This is a genomic window from Streptomyces sp. NBC_00659, from assembly GCF_036226925.1.
Taxonomy (GTDB): Bacteria; Actinomycetota; Actinomycetes; order Streptomycetales; family Streptomycetaceae; genus Streptomyces.
On record NZ_CP109031.1, the window covers coordinates 4,663,480 to 4,677,741 of the forward strand.

Annotated in this window: 8 protein-coding genes, 4 rRNA genes and 2 pseudogenes; 6 read left to right on the plus strand and 8 right to left on the minus strand. The window is 64.2% G+C overall.

What is annotated here, in order from left to right; translation table 11 throughout:
* The gene (locus OG410_RS20205) at positions 1-1,719 is read left to right on the plus strand and encodes a type IV secretory system conjugative DNA transfer family protein (RefSeq protein ID WP_329300485.1); all 1,719 of its coding nucleotides are present in this window, start codon (positions 1-3) and stop codon (positions 1,717-1,719) included.
* A 32-nt stretch (positions 1,720-1,751) separates the two neighbouring features.
* Here the strand turns inward: OG410_RS20205 and OG410_RS20210 are convergent, their stop codons facing one another.
* Positions 1,752-2,312, minus strand: coding sequence for a GNAT family N-acetyltransferase (locus OG410_RS20210; RefSeq protein WP_329300486.1), 561 nt, complete (start codon positions 2,310-2,312; stop codon positions 1,752-1,754).
* Positions 2,313-2,461: 149 nt separating this feature from the next.
* On the opposite strand from OG410_RS20210, the gene OG410_RS20215 reads away from it, so the two are divergent.
* Positions 2,462-3,223: a CDP-alcohol phosphatidyltransferase family protein gene (locus OG410_RS20215; RefSeq protein WP_329300487.1), complete on the plus strand. Its 762-nt coding sequence runs from the start codon at positions 2,462-2,464 to the stop codon at positions 3,221-3,223.
* Positions 3,224-3,395: 172 nt separating this feature from the next.
* On the opposite strand, the gene rrf (OG410_RS20220) is transcribed toward OG410_RS20215, so the two are convergent.
* From rrf (OG410_RS20220) to OG410_RS20235, 4 genes are all read right to left on the minus strand, one after another.
* Positions 3,396-3,512, minus strand: a 5S ribosomal RNA gene (gene rrf, locus OG410_RS20220).
* An 89-nt stretch (positions 3,513-3,601) separates the two neighbouring features.
* Positions 3,602-6,721, minus strand: a 23S ribosomal RNA gene (locus OG410_RS20225).
* Positions 6,722-7,035: 314 nt separating this feature from the next.
* Positions 7,036-8,561 (minus strand): 16S ribosomal RNA (locus OG410_RS20230).
* The 16S, 23S and 5S rRNA genes sit together here, the layout of an rRNA operon.
* An 800-nt stretch (positions 8,562-9,361) precedes the next feature.
* Positions 9,362-9,775, minus strand: coding sequence for a hypothetical protein (locus OG410_RS20235; RefSeq protein WP_329300488.1), 414 nt, complete (start codon positions 9,773-9,775; stop codon positions 9,362-9,364).
* A gap of 556 nt (positions 9,776-10,331) precedes the next feature.
* Here OG410_RS20235 and OG410_RS20240 point away from each other — a divergent pair.
* The gene (locus OG410_RS20240) at positions 10,332-10,868 is read left to right on the plus strand and encodes a GNAT family N-acetyltransferase (RefSeq protein ID WP_329300489.1); all 537 of its coding nucleotides are present in this window, start codon (positions 10,332-10,334) and stop codon (positions 10,866-10,868) included.
* 322 nt (positions 10,869-11,190) lie between these two features.
* Positions 11,191-11,376, plus strand: a pseudogene (locus tag OG410_RS20245) (IS5/IS1182 family transposase); the annotation flags it as partial.
* 70 nt (positions 11,377-11,446) lie between these two features.
* Here OG410_RS20245 and OG410_RS20250 read toward each other — a convergent pair.
* Positions 11,447-11,983, minus strand: a complete 537-nt coding sequence (locus OG410_RS20250) for a tetratricopeptide repeat protein (RefSeq protein WP_329300490.1) — start codon at positions 11,981-11,983, stop codon at positions 11,447-11,449.
* A 96-nt stretch (positions 11,984-12,079) separates the two neighbouring features.
* Between OG410_RS20250 and OG410_RS42620 the strand changes: the two are divergent.
* Positions 12,080-12,321: pseudogene (locus tag OG410_RS42620) on the plus strand (IS630 family transposase); the annotation flags it as partial.
* 68 nt (positions 12,322-12,389) lie between these two features.
* On the opposite strand, the gene OG410_RS20255 reads toward OG410_RS42620, so the two are convergent.
* On the minus strand, positions 12,390-13,256 hold the full coding sequence (locus OG410_RS20255) for an AraC family transcriptional regulator (RefSeq protein WP_329300491.1): 867 nt from the start codon (positions 13,254-13,256) through the stop codon (positions 12,390-12,392).
* 326 nt (positions 13,257-13,582) lie between these two features.
* Here OG410_RS20255 and OG410_RS20260 point away from each other — a divergent pair, with 326 nt between their 5' ends.
* The gene (locus OG410_RS20260) at positions 13,583-13,786 is read left to right on the plus strand and encodes a contact-dependent growth inhibition system immunity protein (RefSeq protein ID WP_329300492.1); all 204 of its coding nucleotides are present in this window, start codon (positions 13,583-13,585) and stop codon (positions 13,784-13,786) included.
* Between the two features lie 301 nt (positions 13,787-14,087).
* Here OG410_RS20260 and rrf (OG410_RS20265) read toward each other — a convergent pair.
* Positions 14,088-14,204, minus strand: a 5S ribosomal RNA gene (gene rrf, locus OG410_RS20265).
* Positions 14,205-14,262: the final 58 nt, after the last annotated feature.

Here is a 14,262-nt window from a genome sequence, read left to right on the forward strand (position 1 = left end):
ATGAGCCAGTACCCCGACCGGCACGACGACCGCCACGCCCCCCGGCCCGAGGGGGCGGGCGGCATTCCGGACGGCCTGCTGATCGGGGTGCTGGGCTTCCTCCTCGGCATGACCCTGATGGTGTGGTCGGCGACAGGCCTCGCGGGATGGTTCTCCCGCGGCGCCTGGCCGGACGCGATCACCTTCACCCGTACGCCCCTGGCCATGCGTCACCTGATCGGCAAGCCGCACGACATCGCCGGCGCCTGGCCCGACACCCCTGCCTCCCAGTTGTCGGGCTACGGCCTCTTCTGGGGCCTGTTCATCGGCCAGTTGATGGTGCTGCTGGTCCTCGCCGTGTTCGTGATGGGGACGATGGCGCGGTGGCGGGCGGGACGAGCGCGAAGACGAGCGCAGGCCAGGGCGGCCGAGGAGTTCGCGGACACGCGTGATCCGGTGGTGCCGCCGGCCAGGACGGAACGGCGGCCGCTGCCGACAGTGCCCCTGGAGACGGCCCACAGGACAGCCGAGGGCGATCGAGCGGGCACCCCGCCACGGGAACGGCCGGCCGATCAGCCGGCCCAGCAGGGAAACGGCCAACTGACCCGGCAAGGGAACGGCCAACTGGCCTCGCAGACACAGACACAGGCACAGGGACTCGCGGCCGCGCAGGCACTAGCGCAGGGGCAGGTGGCCGCGCAGGCACACGGAACCGAAAGCGGCTGGGACGCCGTCGCCTCCGAGGCCGCACCGGCCTGTCCCGCCACGGCATCCCGCCCCGTCACGGCACCCCAGCGGCAGCCCGCGTGGACGTCCCCGCACGCGATCGTCCTCGCCTCCGCGGAGACCCGCCACCCCACCGCGGCCCAGGCCGTACGCGACGCGGAGGGCCCGGCCCTCGTCATCACCTCCGACCCCCGCACCTGGTCGGAGACCAAGGACGCCCGCGCCAAACTGGGCCCGGTCCTCCTCTACGACCCGGCCCACCTCTGCGACACCCCGGCCCGGCTGCACTGGTCCCCCGCGACCGGCTGCGAGGACAAGGAGACAGCGGCGGCCAGAGCGGTCGCCCTCCTCGCCCCGGTGCGCCCCTCCGCCAAGGCGGACCAGGCGATGGCCGATGTCGCGGAGACACTCATGCGCAGTTATCTGCACGCCGCCGCGGTGGAGGGCAAGGCCTTCCGCCACGTCCACCGCTGGGCCCAGGGCTCACAGGTGCAGGACGCCGTACGAGCCCTGCGCACGAACCCGAGGGCCGCGTCCGGCGCCGCGGGTGAGCTGGAGGCCGCGCTCGTCTCGCACCCCGAACGCCGGGACATCGCACAGGAGCTGACGGCACGGGCGCTGTCGGCACTCGGCACGGTCAACATCCGAGAATCCTGCACTCCGAACCGAAATGACAGCCTCGCCTTGGATTCCTTCGTCAACGAAGGGGGCACGCTTTATCTGATCGGTGAACCCATCGAGGACCCCAAGGCCGGCCCCGGCGCCATGCCTCTGCTGACGGCCCTCGCCTCAAGCGTGGTCGAGCGTGGCCGGCGCATGGCCGAACGGTCATCCTCCGGTCGGCTCGACCCACCACTCACGCTCGTCCTGGACGACATCGCGGCCGTGGCCCCGCTCCCCCAGCTCCCCGATCTCCTGGCCACAGGCCCGGCTCGCGGCCTGCCGACGCTGGCTCTCCTCCGCTCCCGCGAACAACTCCGCTCACGCTGGCCTCAGTACGAGCTTCCGGTCTGACCCGGCTCCCGGCCTGATCCCCGTCGGCCGCCCTACCCCCGGGTGATGACGAACTCGAGCTCCAGCTCGCCGGTGTCACCCGGCATCGGCGTCGTCTCCCCGGTCGGCAGGAAACCCGCCTTCCGGTAGAACGCCTCGGCACGGCCGTTCTTCTCGTGCACGAACAGCCGCACGCGCTCGAGTCCGGCCTTCCAGGACCACGCGAGAGCGGCGTCGAAGAGCCCCCGGGTCACCCCGGCCCGACTTCCCCGGTACTCGGGCCGCACGTACACCCCCACCAGATGTCCCTGGCTCCGCTCGGGCACCTCCCCGAACACGTCCTGCACCCCGGCCTCTTCGACCAGCACGGTCACGGACCCGGCCCAGACCCCGTCCTCGCCCACGGCCACGATCTGCTGCCGCCCGGTGGCATCGACGGCCGCCCCGGACGCCCGCTCCTGCCAGAAGCCGTCCGACTTGGACACCGCGTCCTCGTAGGTCTCCAGGAACGCGAGGTGCGCGACGGGGTCCCGCAGGGCATCGAGCCTGAGCTCCTTCACCTGCCGCCACTCATCGGAACGTATGGAACGGATCACGAAGGCATCGGAGTTCATGCCGTCACCGTAGTACGCGCGTACGGCCGGGCTCATCTGATATCCACCCTGCCGATCGCCGCCGGCCAGGCCACCGTCATGCTCTTCCCTGTACGGCATTGTGAGCCGACCGATCCGATCACGCGCAAGCTCGCCAGGGAGAACACCGCATGGCCAAAGTCCAACTAGAGGAACTCCGCAACGTCATCCACCCCACGGGCAAGTTGGACAGCCGGGCGGAGCACTGGGCCGGACGCCTCTACATGAGGTCCCTCTCCCTGCGTGTGACCCGCCATCTCGTCGACACCCGCATCTCGCCGAACCAGATCACCGTGATCATGGTCTTCGCGGGGATGCTCTCCGGAGTCGCCCTGATCCTGCCGGGCCTCGGTGGCGCCGTTCTCGCCGTCGTCTTCATGCAGCTCTATCTGCTGCTCGACTGTGTGGACGGCGAAGTGGCTCGCTGGCGCCGCCAGTTCAGCCCGCTCGGGGTCTACCTGGACCGCCTCGGCGCCTACCTCGCCGATGCCGCCGTGATGGTGGGCATGGGTATCCGCGCCGCCCAACTCGGCCTCGATCTCTACCTGGTGGCCGGTCTGGCCGCGGCGATCGGCGTCCTGCTCCTGAAGTCGTCCTCCGACCTCGTGCACGTGGCCCGCTCGGACAGCGGCATGGAGAAGGCGACCGACGCTTCCGTCGTCCCGCGCTCCAGCGGTCTCGCGCAGGTCCGTCGGCTGGCCTCGGCCGTGGGTCTCCACCGCCTGGTCAACGGCATCGAGTGCACCATCCTGCTGCTCGTCACCGCGGTCGTCGACCTGGCGCTCGGCGACCTGACGGCCACGCGGATCGCGACCGTCGCCGTGACGGCGATCGTATGGCTGCTCGTGCCGGCGCACATCGTCTCGATCGTCGCGTCGTCCCGCCTGAAGTAACCGCAAAGCAGCCGTATCACGGGAAACGAGAAAGGGGCGGTCTCCTCGGGAGACCGCCCCCTTTCTCACGCCCGAGAAATACCCTCGCGAGAAATACCCTCACGGGAATACCCCTGGAACGCAGAAAACCCCCGGACCGGTATCCCCGGTCCGGGGGTTTTCTGCAAAATTTGTTCGGCGGCGTCCTACTCTCCCACAGGGTCCCCCCTGCAGTACCATCGGCGCTGTGAGGCTTAGCTTCCGGGTTCGGAATGTAACCGGGCGTTTCCCTCACGCTATGACCACCGAAACACTATGAAACTGTCAACCGGACCACGCTCTGTGACAAACGTGGGGTTGTTCGTGGTTTCAGAACCAACACAGTGGACGCGAGCAACTGAGGACAAGCCCTCGGCCTATTAGTACCAGTCACCTCCACCCGTTGCCGGGCTTCCAGATCTGGCCTATCAACCCAGTCGTCTACTGGGAGCCTTAACCCCTCGAGGGGGTGGGAATACTCATCTCGAAGCAGGCTTCCCGCTTAGATGCTTTCAGCGGTTATCCCTCCCGAACGTAGCCAACCAGCCATGCCCTTGGCAGGACAACTGGCACACCAGAGGTTCGTCCGTCCCGGTCCTCTCGTACTAGGGACAGCCCTTCTCAATATTCCTACGCGCACAGCGGATAGGGACCGAACTGTCTCACGACGTTCTAAACCCAGCTCGCGTACCGCTTTAATGGGCGAACAGCCCAACCCTTGGGACCGACTCCAGCCCCAGGATGCGACGAGCCGACATCGAGGTGCCAAACCATCCCGTCGATATGGACTCTTGGGGAAGATCAGCCTGTTATCCCCGGGGTACCTTTTATCCGTTGAGCGACGGCGCTTCCACAAGCCACCGCCGGATCACTAGTCCCGACTTTCGTCCCTGCTCGACCCGTCGGTCTCACAGTCAAGCTCCCTTGTGCACTTACACTCAACACCTGATTGCCAACCAGGCTGAGGGAACCTTTGGGCGCCTCCGTTACTCTTTAGGAGGCAACCGCCCCAGTTAAACTACCCATCAGACACTGTCCCTGATCCGGATCACGGACCCAGGTTAGACATCCAGCACGACCAGACTGGTATTTCAACGACGACTCCACCTGAACTGGCGTCCAAGCTTCACAGTCTCCCAGCTATCCTACACAAGCCGAACCGAACACCAATATCAAACTGTAGTAAAGGTCCCGGGGTCTTTCCGTCCTGCTGCGCGAAACGAGCATCTTTACTCGTAGTGCAATTTCACCGGGCCTATGGTTGAGACAGTCGAGAAGTCGTTACGCCATTCGTGCAGGTCGGAACTTACCCGACAAGGAATTTCGCTACCTTAGGATGGTTATAGTTACCACCGCCGTTTACTGGCGCTTAAGTTCTCAGCTTCGCCACCCCGAAGAGTGACTAACCGGTCCCCTTAACGTTCCAGCACCGGGCAGGCGTCAGTCCGTATACATCGCCTTACGGCTTCGCACGGACCTGTGTTTTTAGTAAACAGTCGCTTCTCGCTGGTCTCTGCGGCCACCCCCAGCTCACCGAGTAAATCGGATCACCAGTGATGGCCCCCTTCTCCCGAAGTTACGGGGGCATTTTGCCGAGTTCCTTAACCATAGTTCACCCGAACGCCTCGGTATTCTCTACCTGACCACCTGAGTCGGTTTAGGGTACGGGCCGCCATGAAACTCGCTAGAGGCTTTTCTCGACAGCATAGGATCATCCACTTCACCACAATCGGCTCGGCATCAGGTCTCAGCCTTGATGTGTGACGGATTTGCCTATCACACGGCCTACACCCTTACCCCGGGACAACCACCGCCCGGGATGGACTACCTTCCTGCGTCACCCCATCACTCACCTACTACAGGTCTGGTCCGTCGGCTCCACCACTCCCCTTTGCCCGAAGGCTCCGGGGCGGCTTCACGGACTTAGCATCGCCTGGTTCGATGTTTGACGCTTCACAGCGGGTACCGGAATATCAACCGGTTATCCATCGACTACGCCTGTCGGCCTCGCCTTAGGTCCCGACTTACCCTGGGCAGATCAGCTTGACCCAGGAACCCTTAGTCAATCGGCGCACACGTTTCTCACGTGTGTATCGCTACTCATGCCTGCATTCTCACTCGTGAACCGTCCACCACTGCCTTCCGGCGCGGCTTCACCCGGCACACGACGCTCCCCTACCCATCACAGCGGGCGTTGGCCCTATTGCTGCAATGACACGACTTCGGCGGTACGCTTGAGCCCCGCTACATTGTCGGCGCGGAATCACTAGACCAGTGAGCTATTACGCACTCTTTCAAGGGTGGCTGCTTCTAAGCCAACCTCCTGGTTGTCTGTGCGACTCCACATCCTTTCCCACTTAGCGTACGCTTAGGGGCCTTAGTCGATGCTCTGGGCTGTTTCCCTCTCGACCATGGAGCTTATCCCCCACAGTCTCACTGCCGCGCTCTCACTTACCGGCATTCGGAGTTTGGCTAAGGTCAGTAACCCGGTAGGGCCCATCGCCTATCCAGTGCTCTACCTCCGGCAAGAAACACACGACGCTGCACCTAAATGCATTTCGGGGAGAACCAGCTATCACGGAGTTTGATTGGCCTTTCACCCCTAACCACAGGTCATCCCCCAGGTTTTCAACCCTGGTGGGTTCGGTCCTCCACGACCTCTTACAGCCGCTTCAACCTGCCCATGGCTAGATCACTCCGCTTCGGGTCTTGAGCGCGCTACTGAATCGCCCTATTCGGACTCGCTTTCGCTACGGCTTCCCCACACGGGTTAACCTCGCAACGCACCGCAAACTCGCAGGCTCATTCTTCAAAAGGCACGCAGTCACGAGGCAAGCACAAGTGCTTGCCCGACGCTCCCACGGCTTGTAGGCACACGGTTTCAGGTACTATTTCACTCCGCTCCCGCGGTACTTTTCACCATTCCCTCACGGTACTATCCGCTATCGGTCACCAGGGAATATTTAGGCTTAGCGGGTGGTCCCGCCAGATTCACACGGGATTTCTCGGGCCCCGTGCTACTTGGGTGTCTCTCAAACGAGCCGTTGATGTTTCGACTACGGGGGTCTTACCCTCTACGCCGGACCTTTCGCATGTCCTTCGCCTACATCAACGGTTTCTGACTCGTCTCACAGCCGGCAGACTGTGAAAGAGAGATCCCACAACCCCCCAAGCGCAACCCCTGCCGGGTCTCACACGCTTGAGGTTTGGCCTCATCCGGTTTCGCTCGCCACTACTCCCGGAATCACGGTTGTTTTCTCTTCCTGCGGGTACTGAGATGTTTCACTTCCCCGCGTTCCCTCCACATACCCTATGTGTTCAGGTATGGGTGACAGCCCATGACGACTGCCGGGTTTCCCCATTCGGAAACCCCCGGATCAAAGCCTGGTTGACGGCTCCCCGGGGACTATCGTGGCCTCCCACGTCCTTCATCGGTTCCTGGTGCCAAGGCATCCACCGTGCGCCCTTAAAAACTTGGCCACAGATGCTCGCGTCCACTGTGCAGTTCTCAAACAACGACCAACCACCCGTCACACACCACTTACGCGGTGCTTCACCGGGGCCGAGCACTGAAGGCAGCCTTTTCGGCCGTACCTTCAGACACCCAACAGCGTGCCCGGCACCCTCGCCACTCATGATCAGCTTTCCACGCTCCGAAGAGCAGTACTTGCAGCCCGAGATGACTGAGAGTGCCGAATAATCAACGTTCCACCCATGAGCAACCACCGTCGGACGTGTGCCGACGTAATGGCCCTGGACCACCGGGCAAGCCCGGCGGCCTAGATGCTCCTTAGAAAGGAGGTGATCCAGCCGCACCTTCCGGTACGGCTACCTTGTTACGACTTCGTCCCAATCGCCAGTCCCACCTTCGACAGCTCCCTCCCACAAGGGGTTGGGCCACCGGCTTCGGGTGTTACCGACTTTCGTGACGTGACGGGCGGTGTGTACAAGGCCCGGGAACGTATTCACCGCAGCAATGCTGATCTGCGATTACTAGCAACTCCGACTTCATGGGGTCGAGTTGCAGACCCCAATCCGAACTGAGACAGGCTTTTTGAGATTCGCTCCGCCTCACGGCTTCGCAGCTCTTTGTACCTGCCATTGTAGCACGTGTGCAGCCCAAGACATAAGGGGCATGATGACTTGACGTCGTCCCCACCTTCCTCCGAGTTGACCCCGGCAGTCTCCTGTGAGTCCCCATCACCCCGAAGGGCATGCTGGCAACACAGAACAAGGGTTGCGCTCGTTGCGGGACTTAACCCAACATCTCACGACACGAGCTGACGACAGCCATGCACCACCTGTACACCGACCACAAGGGGGGCACTATCTCTAATGCTTTCCGGTGTATGTCAAGCCTTGGTAAGGTTCTTCGCGTTGCGTCGAATTAAGCCACATGCTCCGCTGCTTGTGCGGGCCCCCGTCAATTCCTTTGAGTTTTAGCCTTGCGGCCGTACTCCCCAGGCGGGGAACTTAATGCGTTAGCTGCGGCACCGACGACGTGGAATGTCGCCAACACCTAGTTCCCACCGTTTACGGCGTGGACTACCAGGGTATCTAATCCTGTTCGCTCCCCACGCTTTCGCTCCTCAGCGTCAGTAATGGCCCAGAGATCCGCCTTCGCCACCGGTGTTCCTCCTGATATCTGCGCATTTCACCGCTACACCAGGAATTCCGATCTCCCCTACCACACTCTAGCTAGCCCGTATCGAATGCAGACCCGGGGTTAAGCCCCGGGCTTTCACACCCGACGTGACAAGCCGCCTACGAGCTCTTTACGCCCAATAATTCCGGACAACGCTTGCGCCCTACGTATTACCGCGGCTGCTGGCACGTAGTTAGCCGGCGCTTCTTCTGCAGGTACCGTCACTTTCGCTTCTTCCCTGCTGAAAGAGGTTTACAACCCGAAGGCCGTCATCCCTCACGCGGCGTCGCTGCATCAGGCTTTCGCCCATTGTGCAATATTCCCCACTGCTGCCTCCCGTAGGAGTCTGGGCCGTGTCTCAGTCCCAGTGTGGCCGGTCGCCCTCTCAGGCCGGCTACCCGTCGTCGCCTTGGTGAGCCACTACCTCACCAACAAGCTGATAGGCCGCGGGCTCATCCTTCACCGCCGGAGCTTTTAACCCCCACCCATGCAGGCAGGAGTGTTATCCGGTATTAGACCCCGTTTCCAGGGCTTGTCCCAGAGTGAAGGGCAGATTGCCCACGTGTTACTCACCCGTTCGCCACTAATCCACCCCGAAGGGCTTCATCGTTCGACTTGCATGTGTTAAGCACGCCGCCAGCGTTCGTCCTGAGCCAGGATCAAACTCTCCGTGAATGTTTACCGGTAATCCGGTGGAACATCACGAGAGCGGAACAACCGGTCGGAATAGGACCGGCGTTCACAGCGTCCTCGCTGATGCGCCTGCCGGAACAATGCCCGACAGGACTTTTTCAAAGGAACCTCGTCCCGACCGAACGGCCGGAGACGGGGTATCAACAAATCTGGCGTTGATTTTTGGCACGCTGTTGAGTTCTCAAGGAACGGACGCTTCCTTTGTACTCACCCTCTCGGGCTTTCCTCCGGGCGCTTCCCTTCGATCTTGCGTTTCCGACTCTACCAGACCGTTTCCGTATCCGATTTCCTCGGCGCTTTCCAGGTTTCCGCTTTCGCGTTTCCCTTTCCGGCGAGTCCGACTCTATCAGAACCTTTCGGGCCTGACCCCCAGTCAGCGGGGTTTGCCTTCCCGGCCGTTGGGCCGTTCCGACGTCTCAAACTTTAGCGGATCTTCCCGGCAGTTCCTAATCGGGCCGCCGGGCCCCAATCGAATTGAATTCGGACACGCCGAATTCACCCCGGCTGGGAGATCGTACTGGTGGTTTGATTGCCGCATCCGCGGCGGAGGCGCCGTCACGGAACCGTTCCGGCTCCGTGACAACTCGCAGGACTTTACGGATCCGCCGGGACGGTGTCAACCTCCCCTGTCAAGATCTTTTAGGGTGCTCCGGCGGCAGCGGGTCAGTGGTGACGGCCCGGCCCAGCGGATGAGGAAGGCCGGCGGATCCCGTCGCGGTTCGCGGACGCGTGCCGACGGCGCTCCTCGGCGCCGACTGTCCCGTGACCCACGAGGCTGAGGGTCATGCTGTGTCAGGGTCGGTGCCGATGGCGCCGGCCGAGCGAAGCGAACGCCCGAGGTCTCCGGTGAGGATGCGGGGGTGTCGCCGCCACCACCACAGCTCAGGTCCGGGCATTCCGTGGAACTGGTCGAGTGCTTGGCCGTCGTCATCGACGGTCGCGGCCTTGTACCGGTCGTCCAGAGCTTTGATCTGCGGAGTCCAGATCTGGACGATGTGTTCGTCCAGCAGGAGCCACGCCTCGTGCAGCCAGTTTCGGCAGTAGAGGTCGTTGGTGTACTCGTAGATGTCGTCGCCGTAGCCGCGCTCGATGCCGCTCACCAGGGTGGCCCACGCGTTCACCCGTTCAGCGACCGTGAAAGCCGTTCGCCAGCCGCGCTGGTGCAACAGCTCTCCCACCTGGGTGTCAGTAGCCACGGGCGCGAGGCTCTCATGCCGAATCCGTCCGAGCGACCGAGATACGCCTCGGCGGAGGCTGCGGGTCCTGGAACATGATCGAGGTGCCACGATCTCGCCGTGGCTGGTGTGATCACGGTGTCACGGCGTCGGAACCCCCTGGACAGCTCAGAGCTCTAACGGTCAGTCCTCCTCGATGAGTCCGTGGTTTCCCCAGCGGTTCCGGAGCGTGTGATGCCAGGCGTCGGCGTCGGGGCCAGGGCGTGTCACGGGTGGCAGAGGGCCTGGGCTGGCCTCGATCAGGTGCAGCAGCGACCAGGCGACGCCGTAGCAGTCGTCGGGACCGAAAGCAGGCAGCCAGAGTGCGCGCCTCGTCGGATGAGACTGGGCCGGAGATGGCAAGCGGCAGGGTGGTACTCGCGCAGCAGAGATCGGAGCTGGTTGGCGATCTGCTGGCGGGTCCAGGTTGCGCCCTGCTGAGCGGTTCGCCCTGGGAGCGATCCGTGCTTCTGGGGGCGGTGCCACCCAGAAGCAAAAGAGATTGCCTCGGGGCCAGAGCTCACGTTGGCTCGGCAGCATGGCTGAACTGCGTACCGATCGCCTTGTCCTGCGCCGATGGCGTGACTCCGACCTTGACCCGTGGGCGGCGATGAATGCCGATCCCGAGGTTCGGGAGCACTTGGGCGACCTGCTTACCCGCGAACAGAGCGATGCGTCCGTGGCGCGGTTCCAGGCCGAGTTCGACCAGCGAGGCTTCGGGTGGTGGGCGGTTGAGGTGCAGGTCACGGGCGAGTTCATCGGCTTCGCAGGCTTGGACGAGGTGGACGACGACGTGCCCTTCACGGGAGTGGAGATCGGTTGGCGACTCGCCCGCTCGGCCTGGGGCCGGGGCTACGCTACCGAGGCTGCGCTGACAGTCCTGGCCCACGGCTTCGACACTCTTGAGCTTCCCGAGATCCTCGCTGTCACAACAGCCACCAACCTCCGTTCACAAGCGGTGATGCGCCGGATCGGCATGACCCGGGACCCGGCCGACGACTTCGACGACCCGACCGCGCCCGGACCACTGCGTCCGAACGTGCTCTACCGCATCGCCCGTAGCGCAACGACCTGATGTTCTCCGCTGAAGTCGTTTGATCAGGCTGCGGGTGCGAGGGGTCGCCCGCCCCAGCGGAGGCCCTTCTCGCCGCAGATAGGGGCGCGTTCCCTGCGCGGCGAGTACGTCGGGGTGGCGGGCGTTGGTGTTACGCCACCGCAGCTACCGGTGCTGGGTCTGGGTCTGGGTCTGGGTCTGGGTCTGGGTCTGGGTCTGGGTCTGGGTCTGGGTCTGCACAGGATGACTGCGATGTAGCAGCCGTGGAAGTAGGTGACGCCGTGGGTGCGGCGGTAGGTCGCCGGGAGCCGGTCGGGCTTGCCTCGCTTCGCCCAGCAAGAGCCTGCGCTTCGGCTGCTCCTGCGAGACGATCGCGGACACGACCTGTTCCGCCATCACGGTCCGAAGGGGCCGCGACGAGCGGATACGCCTGGACCTGTTCGCCCGGCTGAAGCAGATCGCGCTGGAGGCCTACGACCGCATCGTCGGTCTGATCCTCGACCAGATCGCGGTCGACACCGACATCACCATCCGCAGCCCGATCCGACGAGCCTGGACCACTCACCGCTGGGACGACCGCCCACGCCACTGCCGATGACTCATGTCTCCCCTTCCCGCGGCCCTTCGTCTGTCTGCTGCACGCCGTCCAGATCGTCGGCGTAGTGCTCGATCGCCCGCCGGTAGTCCTGCACCCGGCGGTCGCTACTGGTGGCGGCCACCGTCTTCAGCAGCAGCCGCACCGCCTCGCGGTCTTCACCGGCGTTGTGCAGCGCCATGGCCAGGAAAGCCTGCAGCGCCGGATCGTCCGGGAACTCCTCAAGCGCATGCCGCAGGGTCTGCACGGCCACCCCGTAGGAGCCCAGGACCCGATGAGTGCTTCCCAGCCCGAGGAAAGCCCCGTGCCGATCTTCCGGAGACAGTCCCGCACCACCCAGGGCCCGCTCGTAGAACGGAACGGCCTCGGTCTCCAGGCCGAGGACATCGTGCGCCCAGGCGGTCTGATAGGCGACTTCGGCATCCTTCGGATACCGCTCGGCCAGCTCCAACAATTGTTCCCGGGCCTGCCCAGCCCGGCCCTGCTCCCGCAGCCGCACGGCTCGCGCCAGCGCCGCATCCCTCTCGTGATCACTGCTCATGGCGCCCCACGCTGACACACTGCGCCCAGTCGGCAAAAGCACCTGCCACACCACAGTCAGCACCCGGAACCCTTCCGCGCGAGTTCTCGAGGGTGCGCCCGTCTGCTCGACGCCGCACACCAGCAGCTCGGCGGCCCGATCATCCTGGTCCGGGACACCTGAACACACATCAGCCGCACCATGCGGCGGTCAATCGGCGCCCGACCATGGCTGACCGTCTACCAGTTGCCGCCGTACGTTCCCGAGTTCGCCGGCCGAGGGCGTGTGAGCGCGCCTGAAGAGATCGCTGGCCAACCTCACCAAACACAGCCCTCGACCAGCTCACTGCACTGGTGAAGCCGTAAGCAGAGCATGCGGCTGTACGAACATGGCGGGCTGCTCTGCAAGCCGTAGTCGGCGTCGGGGTTCAGCCGCCGACCCGCTCCACCGGAATCCACACCTCCGCGTCCGCGTGCGTACCGTCCTCGGACACCCGCGTGCGCGAGAGCGACGGGCCCGGCCGGCTCCGGTACGGGTTCGACGGGAACCACTGCGTGTACACGTCTCGCCAGAGGTACTGCACCGCCAGGGGGAACTGGCCCGAGGACTCGAACACCGCCCACGTCCCCGGCTCGACGTCGAGGCTGTCCGAAGCGCCGGGCACCTCGGCGTCGCTCACCACCCCTTGGAAGTAGTCGATTTCGGTGCCCTCCTCGTCGTCCTCGGAGTGGTTGCTGACGGCGGCCACGACACCGCCGGGCTCCCCGTCCGCGCACTCCTCCCAACGCCCCAGCGTCTCCTTGCCGATGCTCTTGACGAACTCCACGATGGCCGGGTTCATCCCCTCGTAGACCAGCGGGACCTGTGTCCCCCTGCCCACGAGCCTGAACCCGTCCTTCTCCACTACCCGGTACCGCATGCTGGTGCTCCCTTCCACGATCAGCCGGAAGGACATCCGCGGCTGGGATTGCAGCGCCGCACCTGTCCGCCGCGCCTCGCCGGGACCGACCCCGTGCACGGCACGAAAGGCACGCGCGAACGCCTCGCCCGAGCTGTACCCGTACCGCACCGCGACATCGAGCAACGTCCGCTCCCCTGCGAGCACTTCGGCCCCGGAGAGCGTCAGCCGCCGACGGCGGACGTACTCGGAGAGCGGGATGCCCGCCAGCGCGGAGAACATCCGCCGGAAGTGGTATTCGGACGTCATGGCGATACGGGCCAGCTCGGCCGCGTCGATGGGCTGATCGAGGTGGTCCTCGATGTAGTCCATGGCCTCATTCAGCCGCTCCAGCACTCCTGGCCGTCCTTCCCTTACTGATCCCCACGCTAGGGAAGTCCCACTGTGCCGGACCCGACATCCTGTGCCCGGCGCGGTCGGGTCAGCCCGCCTGCACGCCTGCCTGCTGGATGGGGTACCGGCTCGAGTAGTCCGCCTCGAACTCAAAACGAGTGACGAAGCCGGCGCCATCGTGCTGCTTCACGTTCCAGTCCCTTGCGATCCTGACCGTTGTGGGACAACCCTTCAGCCAGAGCTCGGCTGAGATCCGCGGCGTGGGACGATCGGCCGATGACTCGGCCCGTGGACCGTGACAGCTCTCTGGAAGATCTCGAGCACGACCGTTGGCCGACTCAAGTCGCCTTGTTTCGACGGCGCATGCCCTTCGGTGTCGGCCGATCGGCGGACTGACCGTCGAGGACTTGCGTCTGTTGATCGGGCAGGACGCGGGACTCGCTCATCTTCTGCCGCTCGCCCTGGAGGTGCTGCGGGACGACCCGATGGCCGAAGGTGACAGCCACAGCCGGCGCTCGGAGTGGTGGACGTAGTCCTCCACAGGCGCACGGCCGCGCTGACGTCGCCTGGCCGCAGATAGTTGCGGGTGTGTTCGAGACGAACGATCTCGGACAGCGCACTCGAGGACAAGCCGGTGATGGCCGGCCGTGCTTCTCGGGCCCGGTGGCGGGGAATGCCGGCCCGGACGCGTCCTGGCCGTCTATGCGGCACCGAGCCCAAGAAGCAGGGCCGGCTCGTCGTAAACGGCGTCGATCCAGCCGCTGTTCGGATAGGTCCTGAACGCAGAAAACCCCCGGACCGGTATCCCCGGTCCGGGGGTTTTCTGCAAAATTTGTTCGGCGGCGTCCTACTCTCCCACAGGGTCCCCCCTGCAGTACCATCGGCGCTGTGAGGCTTAGCTTCCGGGTTCGGAATGTAACCGGGCGTTTCCCTCACGCTATGACCACCGAAACACTATGAAACTGTCAACCGGACCACGCTCTGTGACAAACGTGGGGTTGTTCGTGGT

What these genes read in the sequence shown, in the direction of transcription:
- OG410_RS20205 (WP_329300485.1), top strand. Translation starts at nt 1, where the DNA reads ATGAGCCAGTACCCCGACCGGCACGACGACCGCCACGCCCCCCGGCCC.
- OG410_RS20210 (WP_329300486.1), bottom strand. Translation starts at nt 2,312, where the DNA reads ATGAACTCCGATGCCTTCGTGATCCGTTCCATACGTTCCGATGAGTGG.
- OG410_RS20215 (WP_329300487.1), top strand. Translation starts at nt 2,462, where the DNA reads ATGGCCAAAGTCCAACTAGAGGAACTCCGCAACGTCATCCACCCCACG.
- OG410_RS20240 (WP_329300489.1), top strand. Translation starts at nt 10,332, where the DNA reads ATGGCTGAACTGCGTACCGATCGCCTTGTCCTGCGCCGATGGCGTGAC.
- OG410_RS20250 (WP_329300490.1), bottom strand. Translation starts at nt 11,983, where the DNA reads ATGAGCAGTGATCACGAGAGGGATGCGGCGCTGGCGCGAGCCGTGCGG.